Source organism: Hydrogenophaga luteola, from assembly GCF_042648585.1.
GTDB classification, from domain to species: Bacteria; Pseudomonadota; Gammaproteobacteria; order Burkholderiales; family Burkholderiaceae_C; genus Hydrogenophaga; species Hydrogenophaga luteola.
The window spans coordinates 425656-447874 of the sequence record NZ_JBHRXX010000005.1 but is presented as its reverse complement, the minus strand read 5'-3'; the positions used below and the strand labels follow the sequence as shown (position 1 = coordinate 447874).

The 22219-nt window shown below is 67.3% G+C and carries 21 protein-coding genes; 16 read left to right on the top strand and 5 right to left on the bottom strand.

Annotation, left to right across the window (positions count from 1 at the left end; all coding sequences use genetic code 11):
• Positions 1 to 2: 2 nt before the first annotated feature.
• The 16 genes from rsmH to ACFOPI_RS12135 all read left to right on the top strand — a co-directional run bounded on the left by rsmH (position 3) and on the right by ACFOPI_RS12135 (position 18246).
• Complete coding sequence (gene rsmH, locus ACFOPI_RS12210; protein ID WP_382174194.1) at positions 3 to 926, top strand: 16S rRNA (cytosine(1402)-N(4))-methyltransferase RsmH; 924 nt, start codon at positions 3 to 5, stop codon at positions 924 to 926.
• Entirely contained in the window at positions 923 to 1222 is a 300-nt protein-coding gene (gene ftsL, locus ACFOPI_RS12205; RefSeq protein ID WP_382174192.1) for a cell division protein FtsL, read from the top strand. Before rsmH ends, ftsL begins: the two co-directional genes overlap by 4 nt.
• Positions 1219 to 2964, top strand: coding sequence for a peptidoglycan D,D-transpeptidase FtsI family protein (locus ACFOPI_RS12200; protein WP_382174190.1), 1746 nt, complete (start codon positions 1219 to 1221; stop codon positions 2962 to 2964). Before ftsL ends, ACFOPI_RS12200 begins: the two co-directional genes overlap by 4 nt.
• Positions 2964 to 4493, top strand: a complete 1530-nt coding sequence (locus ACFOPI_RS12195; RefSeq protein ID WP_382174188.1) for a UDP-N-acetylmuramoyl-L-alanyl-D-glutamate--2,6-diaminopimelate ligase — start codon at positions 2964 to 2966, stop codon at positions 4491 to 4493. Before ACFOPI_RS12200 ends, ACFOPI_RS12195 begins: the two co-directional genes overlap by 1 nt.
• The gene (locus ACFOPI_RS12190; protein WP_382174186.1) at positions 4490 to 5932 is read left to right on the top strand and encodes a UDP-N-acetylmuramoyl-tripeptide--D-alanyl-D-alanine ligase; all 1443 of its coding nucleotides are present in this window, start codon (positions 4490 to 4492) and stop codon (positions 5930 to 5932) included. Before ACFOPI_RS12195 ends, ACFOPI_RS12190 begins: the two co-directional genes overlap by 4 nt.
• Positions 5922 to 7100, top strand: a complete 1179-nt coding sequence (mraY, locus tag ACFOPI_RS12185; RefSeq protein WP_382174185.1) for a phospho-N-acetylmuramoyl-pentapeptide-transferase — start codon at positions 5922 to 5924, stop codon at positions 7098 to 7100. Before ACFOPI_RS12190 ends, mraY begins: the two co-directional genes overlap by 11 nt.
• 7 nt (positions 7101 to 7107) lie before the next feature.
• On the top strand, positions 7108 to 8889 hold the full coding sequence (gene murD / locus ACFOPI_RS12180; RefSeq protein WP_382174183.1) for a UDP-N-acetylmuramoyl-L-alanine--D-glutamate ligase: 1782 nt from the start codon (positions 7108 to 7110) through the stop codon (positions 8887 to 8889).
• Positions 8890 to 8942: 53 nt separating this feature from the next.
• Positions 8943 to 10178, top strand: a complete 1236-nt coding sequence (gene ftsW, locus ACFOPI_RS12175; RefSeq protein ID WP_382174943.1) for a putative lipid II flippase FtsW — start codon at positions 8943 to 8945, stop codon at positions 10176 to 10178.
• Positions 10175 to 11266: an undecaprenyldiphospho-muramoylpentapeptide beta-N-acetylglucosaminyltransferase gene (murG, locus tag ACFOPI_RS12170; RefSeq protein WP_382174181.1), complete on the top strand. Its 1092-nt coding sequence runs from the start codon at positions 10175 to 10177 to the stop codon at positions 11264 to 11266. Before ftsW ends, murG begins: the two co-directional genes overlap by 4 nt.
• Complete coding sequence (gene murC, locus ACFOPI_RS12165) at positions 11263 to 12666, top strand: UDP-N-acetylmuramate--L-alanine ligase (protein ID WP_382174179.1); 1404 nt, start codon at positions 11263 to 11265, stop codon at positions 12664 to 12666. Before murG ends, murC begins: the two co-directional genes overlap by 4 nt.
• Positions 12667 to 12668: 2 nt before the next feature.
• Positions 12669 to 13634 (top strand): D-alanine--D-alanine ligase, encoded by a 966-nt coding sequence (locus tag ACFOPI_RS12160; protein WP_382174178.1) that lies wholly within the window; start codon positions 12669 to 12671, stop codon positions 13632 to 13634.
• 10 nt (positions 13635 to 13644) lie between these two features.
• Entirely contained in the window at positions 13645 to 14436 is a 792-nt protein-coding gene (locus ACFOPI_RS12155; protein WP_382174176.1) for a cell division protein FtsQ/DivIB, read from the top strand.
• A 13-nt stretch (positions 14437 to 14449) separates the two neighbouring features.
• Positions 14450 to 15679 carry a cell division protein FtsA gene (ftsA, locus tag ACFOPI_RS12150; RefSeq protein WP_066252986.1) on the top strand — a complete coding sequence of 410 codons (1230 nt, stop codon included), beginning with the start codon at positions 14450 to 14452 and terminating at the stop codon, positions 15677 to 15679.
• A 159-nt stretch (positions 15680 to 15838) separates the two neighbouring features.
• Positions 15839 to 17047, top strand: a complete 1209-nt coding sequence (gene ftsZ, locus ACFOPI_RS12145; protein WP_382174174.1) for a cell division protein FtsZ — start codon at positions 15839 to 15841, stop codon at positions 17045 to 17047.
• A 73-nt stretch (positions 17048 to 17120) separates the two neighbouring features.
• Positions 17121 to 18044: a UDP-3-O-acyl-N-acetylglucosamine deacetylase gene (gene lpxC / locus ACFOPI_RS12140; RefSeq protein ID WP_066252982.1), complete on the top strand. Its 924-nt coding sequence runs from the start codon at positions 17121 to 17123 to the stop codon at positions 18042 to 18044.
• A gap of 25 nt (positions 18045 to 18069) precedes the next feature.
• Entirely contained in the window at positions 18070 to 18246 is a 177-nt protein-coding gene (locus tag ACFOPI_RS12135; RefSeq protein ID WP_382174172.1) for a hypothetical protein, read from the top strand.
• 119 nt (positions 18247 to 18365) lie between these two features.
• Here ACFOPI_RS12135 and ruvC read toward each other — a convergent pair whose 3' ends face one another.
• The 5 genes from ruvC to ACFOPI_RS12110 are packed head-to-tail and all read right to left on the bottom strand — an operon-like array spanning position 18366 to position 22201.
• The gene (gene ruvC / locus ACFOPI_RS12130) at positions 18366 to 18914 is read right to left on the bottom strand and encodes a crossover junction endodeoxyribonuclease RuvC (protein WP_382174170.1); all 549 of its coding nucleotides are present in this window, start codon (positions 18912 to 18914) and stop codon (positions 18366 to 18368) included.
• A 10-nt stretch (positions 18915 to 18924) separates the two neighbouring features.
• On the bottom strand, positions 18925 to 19911 hold the full coding sequence (locus tag ACFOPI_RS12125) for a phosphatidate cytidylyltransferase (RefSeq protein ID WP_382174168.1): 987 nt from the start codon (positions 19909 to 19911) through the stop codon (positions 18925 to 18927).
• A gap of 7 nt (positions 19912 to 19918) precedes the next feature.
• Positions 19919 to 20536 carry a lysophospholipid acyltransferase family protein gene (locus ACFOPI_RS12120; RefSeq protein WP_382174166.1) on the bottom strand — a complete coding sequence of 206 codons (618 nt, stop codon included), beginning with the start codon at positions 20534 to 20536 and terminating at the stop codon, positions 19919 to 19921.
• The gene (locus ACFOPI_RS12115; RefSeq protein WP_382174164.1) at positions 20533 to 21321 is read right to left on the bottom strand and encodes a transglycosylase domain-containing protein; all 789 of its coding nucleotides are present in this window, start codon (positions 21319 to 21321) and stop codon (positions 20533 to 20535) included. Before ACFOPI_RS12115 ends, ACFOPI_RS12120 begins: the two co-directional genes overlap by 4 nt.
• 13 nt (positions 21322 to 21334) lie before the next feature.
• Entirely contained in the window at positions 21335 to 22201 is an 867-nt protein-coding gene (locus ACFOPI_RS12110) for an energy transducer TonB (protein WP_382174162.1), read from the bottom strand.
• Between the last annotated feature and the right edge of the window lie 18 nt (positions 22202 to 22219).

Genomic DNA, 22219 nt, shown 5'->3' with positions numbered 1-22219 from the left:
CGGTGAACGACCCATGGGTACACCAAACCGTGTTGCTGAACGAGGCTGTGGAAGCACTCTCCGTTCGGTCGGACGGGCATTACGTGGACGCTACCTTCGGCCGCGGTGGACATTCGCGAGCCATCCTGGGGCGGCTTTCTGCATCCGGGCGGCTGACGGCGTTCGACAAGGACCCGCAGGCGATCGGGGTGGGCGAGGCGTTGGCGGCAGCCGATCAGCGGTTCGCCATCCGGCACCAGGGCTTCCGGCAACTGGGCGAGCTGGGGCCGCAAAGTGCGGACGGGGTGTTGATGGACCTGGGGGTGAGTTCTCCCCAGATCGACGACCCCGAAAGGGGTTTTTCTTTTCGTCACGACGGTCCTCTGGACATGCGCATGGACACCACGCGCGGGCAGAGCGTCGCCCAATGGCTGGAAACGGCCGATGTGTCCACCCTGTCGGAGGTCATCCGTGAATACGGCGAAGAACGGTTTGCTCAACAGGTTGCAAAGGCGATTGATCGTCGCCGACAGGAACGGGGCCCTCTTCGAACCACCCGCGAGCTGGCCGAAGTCGTGGCTGGCGCGGTCAAAACCCGCGAGCCGGGCAAGGACCCTGCAACGCGCACATTTCAGGCTTTTCGGATTTTCATCAACGCCGAGCTTGAAGAGCTGCAACAAGCGCTAGAGGACAGTCTTCATGTCTTGCGTCCCGGAGGTCGACTGGTCGTGATCAGCTTCCACTCGCTGGAAGACCGCATGGTCAAACAGTTCATGGCGCGCCATTCGCGCACCGTGGTGGACCGGCGCGTGCCTTTCGCCGAGCCGGCGCCGACGCGCCTGGCCGAGGTTCACCGCGTGATGCCTTCGCAAGCCGAGGTCGAGGGCAATCCGCGCGCGCGCAGCGCCGTGATGCGTGTGGCCACGCGCACGGAGGTGCCCGCATGATCCGGCTCAACCTCATGCTGCTGGCGGCCGTGATGGCCAGTGCCTTCTATCTGGTGCACACCCAGTACGAGTCGCGCCGCCTGTACACGGCGATCGACAAGGCCAATGCCCAGGCGCACCGCCTGGCGGCCGATCATGAGCAGCTGCAGGTACAAAAGCGCGAGCAGGCGACGCCGGCACGGGTCCAGCAGCTGGCTGTGCGACAGCTGAAGATGCGCCCGGTCACGCCGGGCATCACCGAGTACGTCACGGTCAGCGAGCCGGCGCCTGCCGGTGCGGTGGAGGGCTCGCGATGAGCAAGTCCGGACACCGCGCCATCAACTACAGCGCCAGCCCCTTGCTGGCGAGCAAGACGCCGGTGTGGCGCAGCAAGTTCATCGTGGCCTTGCTGGCGCTGGCGTTTGCAGGCCTGGGCGCGCGCGCGGCCTACGTGCAGGTGTTCGGCAACGAGTTCTTCCAGCGCCAGGGCGAGGTGCGCTTTGCCCGGACGCTGGAGCTGCCGGCCAACCGGGGCCGGGTGCTGGACCGCAACGGCCTGATTCTGGCCTCCAGTGTGGTGGCGCAGAGCATCTGGGCCATTCCCGAGGACGTGGACAAGTCCGATCCCAAGCTCAAGGACCTGGCGAAGCTGCTGGAGATGCCGCTAAAGGATCTGAGGAAGAAGCTGGCCAACGAGGACAAGACTTTTGTCTGGGTCAAGCGCCAGGTCGACGAACCGGTGGCCAAGGAGATCGCGGCCCTGGGCATCAAGGGCATCTACCAGCGCCGCGAGTACAAGCGCCAGTACCCCGAAGGGGAGGCCGCGGCGCATGTGGTGGGCTTCACCAACGTGGAAGACCGTGGCCAGGAAGGCGTGGAGCTGGCCTTCAACTCGCAGCTGGCTGGCAAGGCCGGCTCGCGCCGGGTGATCAAGGACCGCCTCGGACGTGTGATCGAGGACGTGCGCGACGTGATTCCGCCGGTCGACGGACCGGACCTGCAGCTGTCCATCGACAGCAAGGTCCAGTTCTTCGCCTATGAGAAGCTGCGCGAGGCGGTCAAGGAGAACAAGGCCAAGGCCGGCAGCGTCATCGTGCTGGATGCCCAGACCGGTGAGGTGCTGGCATTGGCCAACTTTCCCAGCTACAACCCCAACAAGCGCGTCAACCTCAGCGGCGAGCAGTTGCGCAACCGCGTGCTCACGGACAGCTTCGAGCCGGGCTCCACGATGAAGCCCTTCATCGCGGCGCTGGCGCTGGAGAAGGGCATGGTGCGGCCCACCACGCAGATCCAGACCGCACCCGGGCGCATCACCATCGGCGGTTCCACCATCAGCGATGCCCACCCGCACGAGGTGCTGACGGTCAACGAGATCATCCAGAAGTCGAGCAACGTCGGCACCGTCAAGATGGCGATGCAGATGCATCCGCGCGAGATGTGGGAGACCTACGCCCAGGCCGGCTTCGGCCAGAAGCCGCAGGTGCCCTTCCCTGGCGCGGTTTCAGGTCGTCTGCGCCCGTACAAGACCTGGCGCCCCATCGAGCAGGCCACCATGAGCTACGGCTACGGTTTGTCGGCGTCGCTGTTCCAGCTGGCGCAGGCCTACACCATCTTCGCCCGCAACGGCGAGCTGATCCCTGTGAGCATGCTCAAGACCGAGACGCCTGCCACCGGCGTGCGGGTGTTCAGCGAGAAGAATGCGGTGGCGGTGCGCAAGATGCTGGAACTGGCCACCGGCCCGGGCGGCACGGCGCCCAAGGCCCAGACCATGGGCTATTCCGTGGGCGGCAAGACCGGCACGGCCCACAAGCAGGAAGGCAAAGGCTACTCCGCCAACAAGTACCGCAGCTGGTTCGTGGGCATCGCGCCCATTGAGCAGCCGCGCATCGTGGTGGCGGTGATGATCGACGAACCGTCCAACGGGGTCTACTTCGGCGGGCTGGTCGCGGCGCCGGTGTTCAGCGAGACGGTGCAGCAGACCCTGCGCATCCTCGGTGTTCAGCCAGACATGAATGTCAAGCCGCAGATCGTGACCGAAGTGGTCGAGGAGTCGTTCTGATGTCTCAGCACAGCGATCCCCGCCACATTGCCCACTGGTTGCGCGAGCGCGTGACCGGCGAGCTGCAATGCGACAGCCGCCGGGTGCATCCGGGCGATGCCTTTGTGGCCTGGCCGGGCTTTGCCACCGACGGCCGCCGGTTTGTGCCCGCCGCACTGCAGGCCGGTGCAGCGGCAGTGCTGGTCGAGGCGGATGGTGTCGAGGATTTCGGCTTCAATGACGAACGGGTGCGTGCGGTGCCCGGTCTCAAGGCGCTGGCGGGCCCGATTGCGAGTGCCTACCACGGTGACCCCAGCGCGTCGCTCGACCTGGTGGCCTTCACCGGCACCAACGGCAAAACCTCCTCGGCCTGGTGGATGGCTCAGTTGCTCAACGCCGTGGGGCGCGGGTGCGCGGTGGTCGGCACCCTGGGCATCGGCCGCCCGCCGGTGCCCGGTGAGCGCAGCCACACCATGGTGGCGACCGGACTGACCACGCCCGACCCCGTGCTGCTGCAGGCCCGGCTGCGTGGCATGGTCGACGAGGGGCTATCGGCCTGTGCCATCGAGGCCTCGTCCATTGGCCTGGTCGAGGGGCGTCTCAACGCCTGCCAGATCCGCGTTGCCGTGTTCACCAACTTCACGCAGGACCATCTGGACTATCACCGAAGCATGGCCGACTACTGGGAGGCCAAGTCCCGGCTGTTCCACTGGCCCGGGCTGACGCACGCCGTGGTGAACGTCGACGACGACCAGGGCATGGCGCTGGACCAGGCCCTGGCCGGTCGCCCGTCGCTGACCCGCTGGAGTGTCGGCATCGAGCGCTCGGCACGCCTGATGGCGCGCGACATCCGCTACACCGACCACGGCATGCGCTTCATGGTGGTCGAGCACGACGCCCATGGTGCCGAGGTGGACCGTGGCGATCTCGCGTTGGACCTGATCGGGCACTACAACGTGTCCAACCTGCTGGGGGTGGTCGGCGCCGCGCGTGCCCTGGGGGTGTCGCTGGGCGAGGCCCTGCGAGCCTGCGCCGTGCTGAGTCCGGTGCCTGGACGCATGGAGCAGGTGCCGGCCGTGACAGGCCAGCCGCTGGTGCTGGTGGACTACGCCCACACCCCAGATGCGCTGGAGAAGGCGCTCCGAGCCCTTCAGCCCATGGCCCGCCAGCGCGGAGGCGCCCTGTGGGCCATCGCCGGTTGTGGCGGTGACCGCGACCCGGGCAAGCGCCCGCTGATGGCCGCTGTGGCCGAACGCGAAGCGCAGCGCGTGGTGCTGACCAGCGACAACCCGCGCACCGAAGACCCGGCCGAGATTCTGCGGCAGATGGCTGCGGGGCTGGCGCATCCGGCGTCGGCGCAGATCGAGGCCGACCGCGCCCAGGCGATCACGCAGGCGGTGGCGGCGGCCGGTGCGCGTGACGTGCTGCTGATCGCAGGCAAGGGACACGAGGACTACCAGGAGGTCATGGGCGTCAAGCGTCCGTTCTCCGATCTGGAGCAGGCGCAGTTGGCCTTGGCCAAGCGCATGGCGGCGGGAGGTGTGGCATGAAGGCGCTGCAGCAACTGCTGCCCCGCCTGACCGGTGCGCGCACGGTGGGCGAGCTGCCGCCGTCGATCCGCCGGGTGCACACCGACACCCGCAGCCTGCAGCCGGGCGACCTGTTCGTGGCGCTCAAGGGCGAGCGCTTCGACGCCCACGATTTCCTGCCTCAGGCCCAGGCCGCTGGCGCTGTCGCGGCCATCGCCCACGCAGGCCTGGCAGTGGCCGGCCTGCCGGGTGTCGAAGTGCCGGACACGCGCCTGGCCCTGGGCGAGTTGTCGCGACTGTGGCGCGAACAGTTTTCGCTGCCGCTGATCGCCGTGACCGGCAGCAACGGCAAGACCACAGTGACGCAGATGGTCGCGTCCATCCTGCGGGCGGCGGCGGGCGATGCGGCTCACGCCACTCATGGCAACCTGAACAACGACATCGGAGTGCCATTGACCCTGCTCAAGCTGCGGCCGGAACACCGGCTGGCCGTGATCGAGCTGGGCATGAACCATCCCGGCGAAATCCCCTACCTGGCCGCCCTGGCTCAGCCCACGGTGGCCCTGGTCAACAACGCGCAGCGCGAGCACCAGGAGTTCATGGGCACGGTGGAGGCGGTGGCGCGCGAAAACGGTGCGGTCATTGCGTCCCTGCAGGTCAGTGGTGTGGCGGTGTTTCCTTCCGACGACGAGCACACAACCCTCTGGCGCGGGCTGGCCGGCGGGCGCCGCGTGCTCACCTTCAGCGACACCGATCCGCAGGCCGATGTGCGGGCACTGCGGGCCGAATGGCGCGACGGCGCCTGGGCGCTGGACTTCGCCACCCCGTCCGGCGCAGGCATCTGCCGGCTGCACATCGCCGGGCGCCACAACGTGCGCAACGCGCTGGCTGCGGCCGCCTGCGCGCTCGCCGCAGGCGTGGCACTTCAAGATATCGAGCGTGGCCTGGAGGCTTTCGAGCCGGTGGGCGGACGCTCTCGTGCGCTTGCGCTCACCTTGGGCGGCCGCGCGCTGACCCTGGTCGACGACACCTACAACGCCAACCCCGATTCGGTGGTCGCTGCCATCCGCGTGCTGGCCGAGCTGCCGGCGCCGCGCCTGCTGGTGCTGGGCGACATGGGCGAGGTGGGTGAGCAGGGCCTGGCCTTCCATCTGGAGGTGCTGCGCCACGCCATGGCCTCGGGCATCGAAACCGTGCACTGCACCGGCGACTGGATGGCGCAGGCAGTGCACGCCATGCAGGCTGCCGGCGAGACCGCGCCGCGCCACTGGACCGACGTGTCGGCCCTGGTCGCGCACGTATGCCACGCGGTGTCGGCACCGCAGCCTTCGCCGGTCCTGAGCGTGCTGGTCAAGGGGTCGAGGTTCATGCGCATGGAGCGGGTCGTGCAAGGGCTGCAGGCCCTCGCGACACCGGACGAACAGAACAACAACCACAAGGACACCTCACATGCTGCTTAGCCTGGCCCTCTGGCTGCAAAGCCTGGGACCCGAATTCGGGTTCCTGCGGGTCTTTCAGTACCTCACGTTCCGCGCGGTGATGGCCGCGCTGACGGCGCTCATCGTCGGCCTGGTGGCCGGCCCGTACTTCATCCGCCGGCTGACCGCGCTCAAGATCGGCCAGCCGATCCGCGGCTACGCGATGCAGACCCACCTGAGCAAGAGCGGCACCCCCACCATGGGCGGCGTGCTGATCCTCTTCTCCATCGCGCTGTCCACTTTTCTCTGGTTCGACCTGACCAACCGTTTCGTCTGGATCGTGCTGGTGGTGACGCTGGGCTTTGGCGCCATTGGCTGGGCGGACGACTGGCGCAAGGTGGTGCACAAGAACCCAGAGGGCATGCGCTCGCGAGAGAAGTACTTCTGGCAGTCGTTGATCGGCCTGCTGGCCGCGTTCTACCTGGTGTTCAGTGTCTCGGGCACGACCAACCTGCGGGTGATCGAATTGTTCTTCCAGTGGGTGCTCTCGGGCTTCACCGTCGAGCTGCCACCTCAGGCCGGGCTCATGGTGCCCTTCTTCAAGGAGATCAGCTACCCGCTGGGCGTGTTCGGCTTTGTGGTCATGACCTACCTGGTCATCGTCGGCGCCAGCAACGCGGTCAACCTGACCGACGGGCTGGACGGTCTGGCGATCATGCCGGTGGTGATGGTGGGTTCGGCGCTGGGTGTGTTTGCCTACGTGACGGGCAGCTCGGTGTTCTCCAAGTACCTGCTGTTGCCCTACATTCCCGGTGCGGGCGAGCTGCTGATCTTCTGCGCCGCCATGGCCGGTGCTGGCCTGGCCTTCCTCTGGTTCAACACACACCCAGCCCAGGTGTTTATGGGCGACGTCGGTGCGCTGGCCCTGGGTGGCGCGCTGGGCACCATCGCCGTGATCGTCCGGCAGGAAATCGTGCTGGCCATCATGGGTGGCATCTTCGTGGTGGAGGCCCTGTCGGTGATGCTGCAGGTGACCTGGTTCAAGTACACCAAGAAGAAATATGGCGAAGGCCGGCGCCTGTTCCAGATGGCGCCGCTGCACCACCACTTCGAGAAGAAGGGCTGGAAGGAGACGCAGGTCGTGGTCCGCTTCTGGATCATCACCATGCTGCTGTGTCTGGTCGGCCTGTCCACCCTGAAGCTGCGTTGATCCTGCGATGAACCATCTTCAAGACCAACACGTCCTCATCCTCGGCCTCGGCATCTCCGGGCTGTCGATGGCGCGCTGGTGCGTGCGCCACGGTGCTCAGGTCACCGTGGCCGACACGCGAGAGAATCCGCCGTCGCTGGCAGCGTTGCATGCGGAGTGCCCGTCGGCCACCTTCGTCCAGGGTGCCTTCGACGACGCCCTGCTGGCACGTGCATCCTGGAACGCGATCGCGCGAAGCCCGGGTCTGCCGCCCGAGCAGTTGGCGCCCGCCCGCACATGGGCACAGTCGCACGGGGCGGCGTTTGTCGGCGAACTGGACTTGTTCGCGCAGGCGCTGTGCGACCTGTCCAAACGCGAGGTGCTTCCCTACCGGCCCAAGGTGCTGGCCATCACCGGCACCAACGGCAAGACCACTGTGACCTCGTTGACCGGACTGCTGCTGCAGCGCGCCGGGTTGCGCGTGGCCGTGGCGGGCAACATCGGCCCGGCGCTGCTGGACGTCCTGTCGGCCGCGCTGGATACCGAACGCGAAGGCACGGAGCTGGACGCCGCGCGCGCGGCCCTGGCCGAGCGGGAGGTCGCGGACCAGCCTCCTGCCGCAGCTCCGGTGGAAGCTGTGCCGGCGCCTGACACCGACGAGGCGCAGGACGAACCGGAAACGGCGGAGCCGACCGACGCCGCGGCCGAAGACGAAGGGCCGACCCTGCTGGTGCCGCCACCGCCACCCGAACCCGAGCCGCCCCACCTGCCACAGGCCTGGGTGCTGGAACTCTCCAGCTTCCAGCTCGACGGCACCGCTGGCGGCGCCTGGGATCGGGTGCCCACTGCCGCCACTGTGCTGAACATCACCGAAGACCACATCGACTGGCACGGTTCCATGGCTGCCTATGCGCAGGCGAAGTCCGCGGTCTTCGGCGCACAGGCCCTCATGCTGCTCAACCGGGAAGACACGCTGGTCACCGCGATGAAGCCCGGCATGGTCACGGTCAAGATCAGTGGCCGCAATCGCCAGCAGCCGGCCCGTCCCTGGACCAGTTTTGGCCTGGACACGCCGGTGCGAGCGGGCGACTGGGGCATCGAGTCGGTCAACGGCATGGATTGGCTGGTGCGCGCGCTGGCCCTGGACGAAACGCGCCAACGCGGGCGCGGCCAAGACGCCGACGAGGAGGTTTACTTCCAGCGCCTGATGCCGGTCGATGCGCTGCGCATCCGCGGTCGCCACAATGCCGCCAACGCGCTGGCGGCGCTGGCCTTGGCCACTTCCACCGGCGCGCCGCTGGGTCCCATGCTGCACGGCCTGCGGGAGTACCGCGGCGAGCCCCACCGTGTCGAGCCGGTCGCCATCCTGGACGACGTTGAGTACTTCGACGACAGCAAAGGCACCAATGTCGGTGCCACACTGGCCGCCATCCGCGGCCTGGGCGTGGACCGGCACCTGGTGGTCATCCTCGGGGGTGACGGCAAGGGACAGGACTTCAGCCCGCTGGCCGAGCCGCTGGCCCGGCACGCGCGCGCCGTGGTTCTCATCGGGCGCGATGGCCCGAAGATTCGCGATCAGATCGCCGACGCCCTGCAGCAGGGTGGTGTGTCGATGGTCGAGGCAGAGACCATGCCCGGCGCGGTGACCCTGTCCGCCCAGCTGGCCAAGGCCGGTGACGCGGTGCTGATGTCGCCCGCGTGCGCGAGTCTGGACATGTTCCGCGATTACAAGCACCGCGCCGACGTGTTCATCGAGGCGGTGCGTGCGCTGGCCGATGAGCGCGGCGTGAGCCTGGAGGGGCCGTTGTGAAGGTCGCCCTCTCCAGTTTCCTGCAGCGCCTGCGCACGTCCCTGGGCGGCAAGATGCCCACGCTCGTGGGCCTGGGCAACGCCCTTGGCGCCGATGGTCTGCCGGTGCGCCTGTCCAGCCGGACGTACGCCGGCCTGCGCCAGCGGCCCGTGCGCGAGCTGGGGTTCGACCAGCCCCTGCTGTGGGTGGTGGTGGCCCTGTTGGCCTGGGGCCTGGTGATGGTCTACTCGGCCTCCATCGCGTTGCCCGACAACCCGCGGTTCGCCAACTACGCCCAGACCCACTTCGCGCTGAGGCACGGACTCTTCATTGCGATCGGTCTGGTGGCGGCGCTGATCGCCTTCCAGGTGCCGATGCAAACCTGGGAGCGCTATGCCCCCTTGCTGTTCGCTCTGGCCCTGCTGTTGTTGGTGGTGGTGCTGATTCCCTTCATCGGCAAAGGGGTGAACGGTGCCCGGCGCTGGATTCCCTTGGGTGTGATCAACTTCCAGCCTTCCGAGCTGGCCAAGCTCACCATCCTGCTGTACGCGGCCGACTACATGGTGCGCAAAATGGATGTGAAGGAGCGCTTCTTCCGCGCTGTGGCGCCCATGGCTGTGGCGCTGGCGGTGGTGGGCATGCTGCTGCTGGCCGAACCCGACATGGGGGCGTTCATGGTGATCGTGGTGATCGCCATGGGCATCCTGTTCCTGGGCGGCGTCAACGCCCGCATGTTCTTCCTGATCGTGCTGGTGGTGGTGACCGCCTTCGCGCTGATGGTGATGATGAGCGAGTGGCGGCGAGAGCGCATCTTTGCCTACCTCGACCCTTGGTCCGAACAGTACGCCCTGGGCAAGGGCTACCAGCTCTCGCACTCTCTGATCGCCTTCGGCCGCGGCGAGATCTTCGGTGTCGGACTCGGCGGCAGTGTGGAGAAGCTGCATTGGCTGCCCGAGGCCCACACCGACTTCCTGCTTGCGGTGGTCGGTGAGGAGTTCGGCCTGATCGGCGTGACAATCATCATCGCCTCCTTCCTCTGGCTGGTGCGCCGCATCGTGCTGATCGGCCGCCAGGCGATTGCGCTGGACCAGGTGTTCGCCGGACTGGTGGCGCAGGGCGTGGGGCTGTGGATCGGCTTCCAGGCCTTCATCAACATCGGTGTGAATCTTGGCGCCTTGCCCACCAAAGGACTGACCCTGCCTCTGATGAGCTACGGCGGATCGGCCATCCTGCTCGAGCTCGTGGCGCTGGCCATCGTGCTGCGGGTGGACCACGAGAACCGTCTCCTGATGAAAGGGGGGCGGTCATGAGCAACGCCAAGCAGGCGCAGCCTTGTGCCCTCATCATGGCCGGCGGCACCGGTGGTCATATCTTCCCCGGCCTGGCTGTGGCAGAGGCCCTGCGCGCAAAGGGCTGGCGTGTGCATTGGCTGGGCACGCCGGGCAGCATGGAAAGCCGGCTGGTTCCGCCCCGTGGCATTCCGCTGGAGCTGATCGATTTCGGTGGTGTGCGGGGCAAGGGACTCGCGACACTGGCCTTGCTGCCGCTGCGCCTGCTCAAGGCGTTTGCGCAGGCCTTCGCCATGGTCGGGCGCGTGAAGCCCGACGTGGTGGTCGGCCTGGGTGGGTACATCACTTTCCCGGGCGGCATGATGGGCGTGCTTCGCGGCAGGCCGTTGGTGCTGCACGAGCAGAACTCGGTGGCAGGCATGGCCAACAAGGTGCTCTCGGGCGTCGCCGACCGAGTCTTCACCGCCTTCCCGAACGTCTTCAGTAAGGCCGAATGGGTGGGCAACCCGCTGCGGGCCGAGTTCCTGCGGCAGGCTGCGCCAGCCGAGCGCTTTGCGGGCCGCAGCGGCCCCCTTCGGCTGCTGGTGGTGGGTGGCAGCCTGGGCGCAAAGGCGCTCAACGACACGGTGCCGCAGGCGCTGGCGCTGCTGCCCGAAAGCGAACGCCCGGTGGTGGTCCACCAGAGCGGCGAGAAGCAGATCGAGGCGCTGAAGGCCAACTACGCCGCGGCCGGTGTGCGGGCCGAGCTCACGCCATTCATCGACGACACCGCCGCCGCCTTTGCCGACGCCGACCTGATCGTGTGCCGGGCCGGGGCCTCCACGGTGACCGAAATCGCTGCCGTGGGCGCCGCGGCGCTGTTCGTGCCCTTCCCGCACGCGGTGGACGACCACCAGACCACCAATGCGCGCTTTCTGGTCGGTGCGGGTGGCGCCTGGCTGGTTCCCCAGACCGAACTCACGCCGTCGTCGCTGGCCGAGCGCCTGCGCACGGTCGACCGTGCGCTGCTGATGGAGATGGCCGGAAAGGCCAAACAGATGGAAAAGACACAGGCTGTGGCCGCCGTGGTGGCGGCCTGCGAGCAACTCGCGAAGGTAAAGGCGTCATGAAGCACGCGATCCGGCACATCCATTTCGTGGGCATCGGTGGCTCTGGCATGAGCGGCATTGCCGAGGTGCTGCTCAACCAGGGCTACGTGATCTCGGGCACCGACCTGGGCGAGAACGCGGCCACGCGCCGGCTGGTCTCGCTGGGTGCCACGGTGCACAAGGGCCACGATGCAAAGTTCATAGAAGGGGCTGACGCCATCGTCACGTCCACCGCCGTCAAGGACGACAACCCCGAGGTGGTCGCGGCGCATGCAAAACTGATCCCGGTGGTACCGCGTGCGGTGATGCTGGCCGAGCTGATGCGCATGAAGAAGGGTGTGGCGATTGCGGGTACGCACGGCAAGACCACAACCACCAGCCTCGTGGCCAGCGTGCTGGCGGCGGCTGGGCTGGACCCGACCTTCGTGATCGGCGGGCGCCTGAACAGCGCAGGCGCCAACGCGCAGCTGGGATCCGGCGAGTACATCGTGGTTGAGGCAGACGAGTCCGACGCCTCGTTCCTGAACCTGCTGCCGGTGCTCTCGGTCGTCACCAACATCGACGCCGACCACATGGACACCTACGGTCACGACTTCGGCAAGCTCAAGTCGGCCTTCGTGGACTTCCTGCACAAGATGCCGTTCTACGGTGCGGCCGTGGTCTGCACCGACGATCCGGCGATCCGCGACATCCTGCCTCAGATCGCACGTCCAATCACCGGCTACGGCTTCTCTGAAAACGCACAGCTTCGGGCGGTGGATGTGCAAGCGGTGGGCGGACAGATGCATTTCACCGTTCTGCGCGACGATGGCCAGCCGCCGCTCCCGGTGGTGCTGAACCTGCCGGGCATGCACAACGTACTCAATGCGCTGGCCGCCATCGGCATTGCCGAGGAGTTGGGCGTGCCGGACACGGCGGTGCAGCAGGCGCTGGCGGAGTTCAAGGGGGTGGGGCGGCGCTTTCAGCGTTACGGCGAGGCGGCCTTGCCCTCGGGAGGCATCGCCACCCTGGTCGACGACTATGGCCACCACCCGGTGGAGATGGCTGCAACGCTGGCAGCAGCACGCGGCGCCTTCCCTGGCCGCCGCCTGGTGCTGGCCTTTCAGCCGCACCGCTACAGCCGCACCCGCGACTGTTTTGAGGACTTCGTGAAAGTGATCGGCCAGGCCGACGCCGTGCTCCTGGCCGAGGTCTACGCCGCCGGCGAGGCACCCATCGTGGCGGCCGATGGCCGTTCGCTGACACGTGCGCTGCGCGTGGCCGGCAAGGTGGAGCCGGTGTTTGTCGACGACATCGCCGACATGCCGCAGGCGGTGCTGGACAACGCGCGCGACGGTGATGTGGTGCTGTGCATGGGCGCTGGTTCGATCGGCGCGGTGGCCGGGCAGGTGGTCGATCTGGCCGGCAAGGACAAGGTGTGAACGTGGAAACGCTTGTGAACTCCATCGATGTGAAGGCGCTCGGCAAGGTGGCCGTGTTGCTGGGCGGCCGCTCCGCCGAACGCGAGGTCTCGCTGATGTCCGGCACCGGTGTGCTGGCCGCGCTGAAGTCCAAGGGGGTGGATGCGCACGCCTTCGACCCGGCCGAACGCGACCTGTCCGACCTCAAGCGCGAAGGTTTTGACCGCGTCTTCATCGCATTGCACGGCCGTTTCGGTGAAGACGGCACGGTGCAGGGCGCGCTCGAGCTGCTGGGCATTCCCTACACCGGCTCGGGCGTCATGGCCTCCAGCGTGGCCATGGACAAGCTCATGACCAAGCGCATCTGGATCGCCGAAGGCCTGTCGACGCCGGCCTGGCGCCAAGTGCACAGCGCGGCCGAGACACGCGCCGCCTTCGAGGCGCTGGGCTCGCCGATGATCGTCAAGCCGGTGCGCGAGGGCTCGACCATCGGCCTGACCAAGGTGCTGACCGCCGAGCAGTGCGATGCGGCCTACGCGCTGGCCTCGGGCCAGGACCCGATGGTGATGTGCGAGCAGTTCATCGCCGGCGACGAGGTCACGATTCCGGTGCTCGGCACAGGGGCTGCGGCCCGCGCGCTGCCGGTGATCCGCATCGTGGCACCCGACGGCAACTACGACTACCAGCACAAGTACTTCACCGACGACACGAAGTACCTGGTGCCCTGCGGCCTGCCCGAGGGCGAGGAGGCGGCGATCCAGGCCCTGGTGCTCCAGGCCTTCCGCGCGCTGGACTGCCGCGGCTGGGCGCGCGCCGACGTGATGATCGACGCGAAGACCCGCCAGCCCTACCTCCTGGAGATCAACACCTCGCCCGGCATGACTGGCCACTCGCTGGTGCCGATGTCGGCGCGCGCGACCGGCCTGTCCTACGAGGACCTCTGCCTGACTGTGCTGGCGACCGCGTCGCTGGACAACGCGAAGGCCTGAAGCCCACACCATGCAGCACACCGACCTGCCCTTGGACATCCGACTCATGACCGTGGTCACGCGTGGCCTGGTCGTGGTCTTTGTCCTGCTCTGCCTGGGCGCGGTCGGCACCTGGATCGCTCGCCACCCGGCCTGGACGCTCAAGGGCATCAGCGTGCAGGGCGACCTGGGCCACCAGAACGCAGTCGGTCTGCGGGCGCAGCTCGCGACCCCGCTGCGCAAGCTGGAGGGCAGCTTCCTGACCCTGGATCTGCAGCAGGTGCGCCGCATGTTCGAGGCCGTGCCCTGGGTGCGACACGCCAGGGTGCAGCGCGAGTTTCCCAACCGCTTGCGGGTCACGCTTGAAGAGCACGAGGCGGTGGCCTGGTGGGGCCAGTCCGGCTCGGGCCAGTTGGTCAGCCGCCTGGGCGAAGTGTTCGAGGCCAGTCCCGACGAAGGCGACGGCCTGCCCGAACTGGCGGGTCCGACCGAACAGGCCCCGCTGGTGTGGGCGCTGTACCAGCAGCTTTCTGAAGAGGTGGCCCGGCTGGACCGGACCCTGGTCCGGCTCGAACTCAACGAACGGGGCAGCTGGCGCGCCGAACTGGACAACGGCACCCGCCTGGAACTCGGGCGGGGCAGCAGCGACGAGTTGCTCGCGCGCACGCGCCGCTTCACCACCACGGTGGGGCAGCTGGCGCAGCGCTACCCCGGCGCCCTGCAGTCGGTGGACCTGCGTTACCCCAACGGCTACGCCCTGCGTGTGCAGGGCGTGACGACCGTGACCGAAGACACCCCTGCGACCCCTACACAAAACCGCTGAACAGACAACGATCATGGCCAAGGAATACAAGGATTTGGTGGTGGGACTGGACATTGGCACTGCCAAGATCATGGTGGTGGTGGCCGAAGTCCAGGCCAACGGTGAGCTCAAGCTGGCGGGACTGGGTGTGTCCGCCAGTCACGGCCTCAAGCGCGGCGTGGTGGTCAACATCGACGCCACCGTGCAGAGCATCCAGCAGGCGCTCAAGGAGGCCGAGCTGATGGCCGACTGCCGCATTGCCCGCGTCTACACAGGCATCACCGGCAGCCACATTCGAGGCATCAACAGCAGCGGGATGGTGGCCATCAAGGACCGCGAAGTGACCACGGCCGACGTGGCGCGCGTGATCGAGACTGCCAAGGCGATCAACATCTCGACCGACCAGCGCCTGCTGCTGGTGGAGCCGCAGGAGTTCGTGATCGACGGCCAGGAAGTGAAGGAGCCGATCGGTATGAGCGGCATCCGGCTCGAAGCCAAGGTGCACATCGTCACCGGGGCCCAGAGCGCGGCCGAGAACATCATCAAGTGCGTGCGCCGCTGTGGCCTGGAGGTGGACCAGCTGATGCTCAACCCGCTGGCCTCCAGCCAGGCGGTACTGACCGACGACGAGAAAGACCTGGGCGTGGCCCTGGTGGACATTGGCGCGGGCACCACGGACGTGGCGATTTTCGCGGGCGGCGCGATCCGCCACACGGCGGTGATTCCCATCGCTGGCGACCTGATCACCAGCGACATCGCGATGGCGCTGCGCACACCGACCAAGGACGCGGAAGACATCAAGGTCGAGAGCGGTTGCGCCAAGCAGCTGTTGGCCGACCCGGACACCCAGGTCGAGGTGCCCGGTCTGGGCGACCGTGGTCCGCGCATGCTCAGCCGCCAGGCCCTGGCCGGCGTGATCGAGCCGCGCGTGGAAGAGATCTTTGCGCTGGTTCAGCAGGTGGTGCGCGATTCGGGCTTCGAGGAAGTGCTGTCCTCGGGCATCGTGCTCACCGGCGGCAGCGCGGTGATGCAGGGCATGGTCGAGCTGGGCGAGGACATCTTCCTCAAGCCGGTGCGGCGTGGCGTGCCGCAGTACACGAGTGCCCTGTCGGACATGGTGGCGCAGCCGCGGGCCGCCACCGTCATGGGACTGCTCGAAGAGGCGCGGCTGGCCCGCGTGCGAGGTCACAAGGTGGCGCAGAAGGCGGGCTCGATGCAGAGCGCGCTGGACCGCGTGAAAAACTGGTTTGTGGGGACCTTCTGATGAACACGATCAACGCCGGAACCCGCCGTCTCGACCGCTGCCGCGAATGCACCGGGCCGCCTGGCTGAGGGTTCTCCTCGACAGCTTTCAACCCCACCCTTAAATACAATCGAAACCATGCCCGAACCCCAGCGGAAAAGGGCCACACAGGAGAGTGACATGAGCATCGAAATGATCGAAGTGGAAGAGTTCAACATGGGCACCCAGATCAAGGTCATCGGCGTCGGCGGCGGCGGTGGCAACGCGGTGGACCACATGATCGAACGCCACGTCCAGGGCGTGGAGTTCATCTGCGCCAACACCGATGCGCAGGCGCTCACGCGCAGCCTGGCCACCCGCACGATCCAGCTCGGTGGCACCGGTCTGGGCGCCGGCAGCAAACCCGAAAAAGGCCGCGAGGCGGCCGAGCTCGCGGTCGACGAGATCCGCACCGCCATCAACGGCGCGCACATGCTGTTCATCACCGCCGGCATGGGCGGCGGTACCGGCACAGGTGCTGCGCCGGTCATTGCCCGCGTGGCCAAGGAGATGGGCATCCTCACGGTGGGCGTGGTGACCAAGCCCTTCGACTTCGAAGGTGGCAAGCGCATGCAGAACGCCGACGCCGGCCTGGCCGAGCTGGAAGCCAATGTGGATTCGCTGATCGTGGTGCTCAACGACAAGCTGCTGGAAGTGCTGGGCGACGAGGTCACGCAGGACGAGGCTTTCGCGCATGCCAACGACGTGCTCAAGAATGCGGTCGGCGGCATCGCCGAAATCATCAACGAGTACGGCAATGTGAACGTCGACTTTGAGGACGTGCGCACCGTGATGGGTGAGCCCGGCAAGGCCATGATGGGCACGGCCACCGCCAGCGGCCCGGACCGCGCCCGCATCGCCGCCGAGCAGGCGGTGGCCTGCCCGCTGCTCGATGGTGTGGACCTGTCCGGCGCCAAGGGCGTGCTGGTGCTGGTCACCGCTTCGAAGGGCAGCCTGAAGCTCAAGGAGTCGAAGGAGGCGATGAACGCCATCAAGGCCTACGCCGCACCGGATGCGCACGTGATCTACGGCGCCGCCTACGACGAAAGCCTGGGCGACGAAATGCGCGTGACCGTGGTGGCCACGGGCCTGAGCCGCGTCGGCGCCCGCCGCACCGCACCACCCCTGCAGGTGCTGCGCACCGGCACCGACAACACCCCGTTCACCGTACCCACGGTCAATACCGCGGTGGCCGGCGCCGGTGCTGCGCAGCCCAACTACGAGACCATGGCCGTGCCCAGTGTCTGGCGCACCAACCGCACGCAGGCGGCGGCCAAGGTCGACGCACTGGCCTCGGGCGGTATGGACGACTTCGAGATCCCGGCGTTCCTGCGCAAGCAAGCCGATTGATCCAGTCCCTTCGCTATGGCCGGCATAGTTTTTCCGGCCCGCGCGAAGGGTGGCTGAAACCTACAATCGCTGGATGCTTGCCCAAAGAACGCTCAAATCCCTGACCAAGGCGGTCGGCGTCGGCCTGCACGGTGGCCAGCGGGTGGAGCTGACGCTGCGGCCGGCGGCGCCGGACACCGGTATCGTGTTCCGCCGTGTCGACCTGCCCGAGCCGGTGGACATCCCGGTCACCGCGGAGTCCGTGACCGACACCCGGCTGGCCTCGACCATCTCCAACGGAGGCGTCAAGGTCAACACCATCGAGCACCTGATGAGCGCCTGCGCCGGGCTCGGGCTGGACAACCTCTACATCGACATCACGGCCGAGGAAGTGCCCATCCTCGACGGGTCGTCCGCGTCCTTTGTCTACCTGCTGCAGAGCGCGGGCATCGCGCTGCAGAACAAGGCCAAGCGCTTCATCCGCGTGAAGAAGCCGGTCGAGGTGCGCGAGGGTGAGGGCCGCAACCTGAAGTGGGCGCGGCTGGACCCGTTCCACGGCTACAAGCTCGCGTTCGAGATCGAGTTCGATCACCCGGCGGTGAACGCCACCGGCCAGCGCGTCGAGTTCGACATGGGCAGCGGCCGCTATGCGCGTGAGATCGCCCGCGCCCGCACCTTCGGGTTCACTCGCGACGTGGAGATGATGCGTTCGCGCGGCCTCGGTCTGGGCGGTGGTCTGGACAACGCCATCGTGATGGACGACGTGAAGGTGCTCAACGCCGACGGCCTGCGCTACTCGGACGAATTCGTCAAGCACAAGATCCTCGACGCCATTGGCGATCTTTACATCGTGGGCAAACCGCTGCTGGCGGCCTACAGCGCCTTCCGCAGTGGCCACGCGATGAACAACCAGCTGCTGCGTGCCCTGCTGGCCCAGCCCGATGCCTACGAGATCGTGAGCTTCGAGCATGAGCGCGAAGCGCCGCTGGGTTTTGCCCAGCTCGCGCCGGCCTGGTGATCGGACCCGTCCGCAACCACCGGTCATGCTCTTGCTGCGTTTCGTCCTGGTCCTGTTGCTGATCGGTTCCGGCGTGTGTTTCGCCGCCTACGCCGTCACACGCGACACCCGCTACCTGCGCTGGGGCTGGACGGTCCTGAAGGTGGCGCTGGCCGCTGCCCTTGGCTTCTTCGGCATCCTGTTTCTTGAGCGCATTCTGTAAATCGTTGCCCAGCGTTCAGCTGGCAAGCGTGACCCCTGACCAGTGAGGCCGTGGAACCGGCTCTGCCGGGCCACAGGCATCGCCCCCTGGGGGGTGACGCCGCAGGCGGCGCGGGGGGGTCAATAGTTCCGCCCGCCCTTGTAGGCCGCGTGGGTGCGCGCCCGGGTCGGTGCCACCTTGTTGATCGCGGCCACGCTGCGGGCCACCTGCGCGTGGGTGATGCACAGCCCCAGGGCGTCGGCCGCGTCTTTGCCGGGCAGGCCCGGCAGCTGCAGCAGGCGCTTCACCATTTCCTGCATCTGCGCCTTGTCCGCACGTCCGTAGCCCACCACCGCCTTCTTCAGCTGCAGCGCGGTGTATTCGGCCACCGGCAGGCCGTTGGCCACCAGGGCCGTGAGACAGCAGCCCCGCGCCTGGCCCAGCAGCAGCGTGGCCTGGGGGTTGACGTTCACGAACACGATCTCGCAGGCCGCCACGCCGGGCTGGTAGCGCTGCACCACCTCGCCGATGCCGTCGAAGAGGATCTTCAGCCGCTCGGGCAGCAGGGCGCCGTCCTTGGGGCTGGTCTGGATGGTGCCGCTGGCCACGTAGTGGAGCGCTGCCCCTTCCGCGTCGACCACGCCAAAACCGGTGCACTGCAGACCGGGGTCGATGCCGAGGATGCGCATGGCGTGTGGCTCAGAGATCGAAGGTCCAGCGGACCGAGTGGAAGAACACCGGCGCCGCGAAGCACAGGGCGTCGACCCGGTCGAGCACACCGCTGGCGCCGGTCACCGAGCGGCCCGCGGCGCCCCAGTGGGTCACGCCGCGGTCGCGCTTGATGGCCTTCATGACCAGATGGCCGAGCGAGCCGGCTGCGCAGGCGATCAGCGCCATGGCCAGCGCCCGCCCGGGTTTGAACGGGGTCAGGCCGGCGAGCGCGGCGCCCAGCAGGCCGCCCGCCACCAGGCCTGCGGCCCAGCTGCGCCACTGGAAGCTCTCGCTGATGGCCGGTGCCACCGGCCGGTCCAGCCGGCGCGCCACCAGGTGCTGCACCAGCATGCAGGTCTGCACCACCAGCACCAGGAAGACCACCAGAAAGGCCATCCGGCCCTCGAAGCCACGGAACTGCAGCAGCAACAGGGCAGGCACGTGGCTCATGCCGTAGACGCAAACCATGATGCCCCACTGCAGCTTGGCGTTGCGCTCCAGGAAGCGCTGCGGGTCGTTGCCCAGCGCGCTCACCACCGGAATGGCAAGGAACACGTAGACCGGGATGAAGACGGTGAACAGGTTGAACTCGCGGTGCCAGACCAGCGCGTACTGCAGCGGCAGCACGATGAAGAAGGCCAGCACCAGGCTGCGGTGATCCCCCCGCCGGGTGGGTGAGAGGCTGATGAACTCGCGCAGCGTGAAGAACGACACGATACCGAACAACACGATGGCCACGTGCTCGCCCGCCGCCCAGGCGAGCCAGAAGACCAGGGTCATCAGCCAGGAGTTGCGCAGCAGGGTGTTGTAGTCCTGCAGGCGGTGGTGCTGGCGCTCGTCTATCTCGGCCTGTCGCCGCTCGCGCAGCGACAGCAGCACGGCCGCACCGCTGGCCAGGGTCAGCAGCCCGAACAGGACGACGAACAGCAGGCTGACCTGTTGCTCACCACTGAGGCTTCTGAGGAAGGAGGTCATGTGAGGCCTACACGTCGCGCAGGGTGATGACGGCGTCCCGGGCGCGTCGCAGGAAATCGGCGCGCTCTTCGTCGGCGCAAAGCTTCAGCGGCTCACCAAAAGTCACCGAACACAGCACCGGTACGGGGATGACCTCGCCCTTGGGAATCACGCGTTGCACGTTGTGGATCCAGGCTGGCACCAGCACGACGTCCGGAAAGCGTTTGGCCAGGTTGTACAGCCCGGACTTGAAGGGCTGCGGTTCTTCGCCGTGGCCGCGCGTGCCCTCCGGGAAGATGATCAGCGAGTCGCCGCTGTCCAGCGCGTCGATGAGCGGCTGCAGCGGATCCTCCTCGCCCTTGCGCTCGCGCTCCACATAGACCGCGTTGAACACCGCGGTGGTGATCCAGCGCTTGAAGGTGGAGGCGGTCCAGTAGTCCCGGGCCGCGATGGGCCGCGTGATGCTGCGCAGTTCGCTGGGCAGGGCTGCCCAGATCAGCACCAGGTCGGCGTGGCTCTGGTGGTTGGCGAAGTAGATGCGCTGCTCGGCTTTGGGCGGGCAGCCGTGCCAGCGCGCCTGGGCGCCGGTGAGTGCGCGCACCAGCCCGAGCAGGAACATGCCCATGGCCTGGGCGCGCCAGTTCATGGCGGGCTCACATCGCCCATGCGGGCCACGATGGTGGCGGTGCGCCGGGACAGGTAAGCGGAGCCCGGGCGGGTCTCGAAGAACTTGGGGCTGGGCAGCATCACGGCCAGCCGGGCGGCCTCGTAGGCGCTGAGCTTGCTGGCTGGCTTCTTGAAGTAACGCTGGGCGGCCGCCTCGGCGCCGAACACCCCTTCGCCCCATTCGACGCTGTTGAGGTAGATCTCCAGGATGCGCCGTTTGCTCAGCAGTGCTTCCAGCGTCAGGGTCAGCACCAGCTCCTGGCCCTTGCGCAGCAGGTTGCGCTCGCCCGAGAGCAGCAGGTTCTTGGCCAGTTGCTGGGTGATGGTCGATCCGCCGAGGATCTTGGCGGGCTTGATGGCTTTGATCGCGGCCTCCGCGGCCTCGGGCTTTTTCGCCAGCTTCTTCTCGATCTGCTCCTGGCGTTTCTCGATCAGCTCCTGCCGGCGTTCGTTCTTGGCCCAGGCCGCCTCGATGGCCTCCCAGTCCACACCGCCGTGCTCGGCAAAGCCTGCGTCTTCGGAGGCCATGACGGCACGCTTGAGATTTGGGCTGATCTCTTCGTAGTCGACCCACTGCGAGGACCAGCGCCATTCCTTGTCGGCGGTGGTCAGGCTCTCGGCGGCCACGCGCCAGGCCTCCGAGCGCATGAAGGCGGTGCTTTGCGGGTCGATCACCAGCATCAGCGCGATCCGCAGCACGAAGAACAGCTGCAGTGCCACGCCCGCCAGCAGCATCCACAACAACCAACGCCCGAACGAACGCATCACCACTCCTGACCTACTGCGAACTCATCTGGGTCTGCAGGCCCGCGTCCCGGGTGAACCGGAAGCGCGACACCACCACGATCTGGTCGGCGCGCCGGCGCATGGCCTCGTTGAACTTGCCGAACTTCAGGCTGCGCACGATGGACTCGGCACGCCGGTCCAGCGTCAGGGTGCCCGAGGTCTGGACCACCTCGGTGTCCAGCACGGCGCCGGTGTGGTTGACCGTGATCACCATGGTCAGCTCACCGTAGAGCTTGCGCCCAGCCAATTCCGGGAAGTTGGTGGTTCCGCGGTCTTCGATCTTGCGCCGCAGTTCGTCGTAGTAGATCGCGTAGACCTCTTCTCGTGTGGCTGGGCTGATGTAGCGCTTACGCGGACGGGCGTTCTCTTCGTTGATGCGCTTTTCGATCTCGGCCAGGCTCTTTATCAGCAGTTGGCGGCGCTGTTCGCGTTCGACCGATTCGGGGCTGGGATTGACGGCCTGCAGATCGGGTGGCGGCAAACTGGCCAATTGCTGCCTGATCTGGGCCAGTATCTGGCTCTGGCGCTCCTTGAGCGCCTCGATCATCTCCTCGTCCTTCTCGGGGGTGTCGCCAAGCCGGGCCTCCTGCATGGACGGCAGGGGCGAGGTGGCGCGGCCTTTTTCCGCGTCGCCACCTCCGGCCAGGGAGGACTGCGCAATGGCCTGCGCCTTGTCCGGCCGGTCATTGCTCTTCGCGTTGACCAGGATCACCTCCAGCGGCGTGTCCTGGAACACACGGTTGAAGCCCTCGGGGTCGACGAAACGCACCGTGAGCAGGGCGGCGTGCACCGCCACCGAGATGCCCAGGGCGATCTGGAGCGTGCTCAGCCGCCGCAGGAAGTTCAGAACCGGATTCACGGGCGCGATTATCCGTGC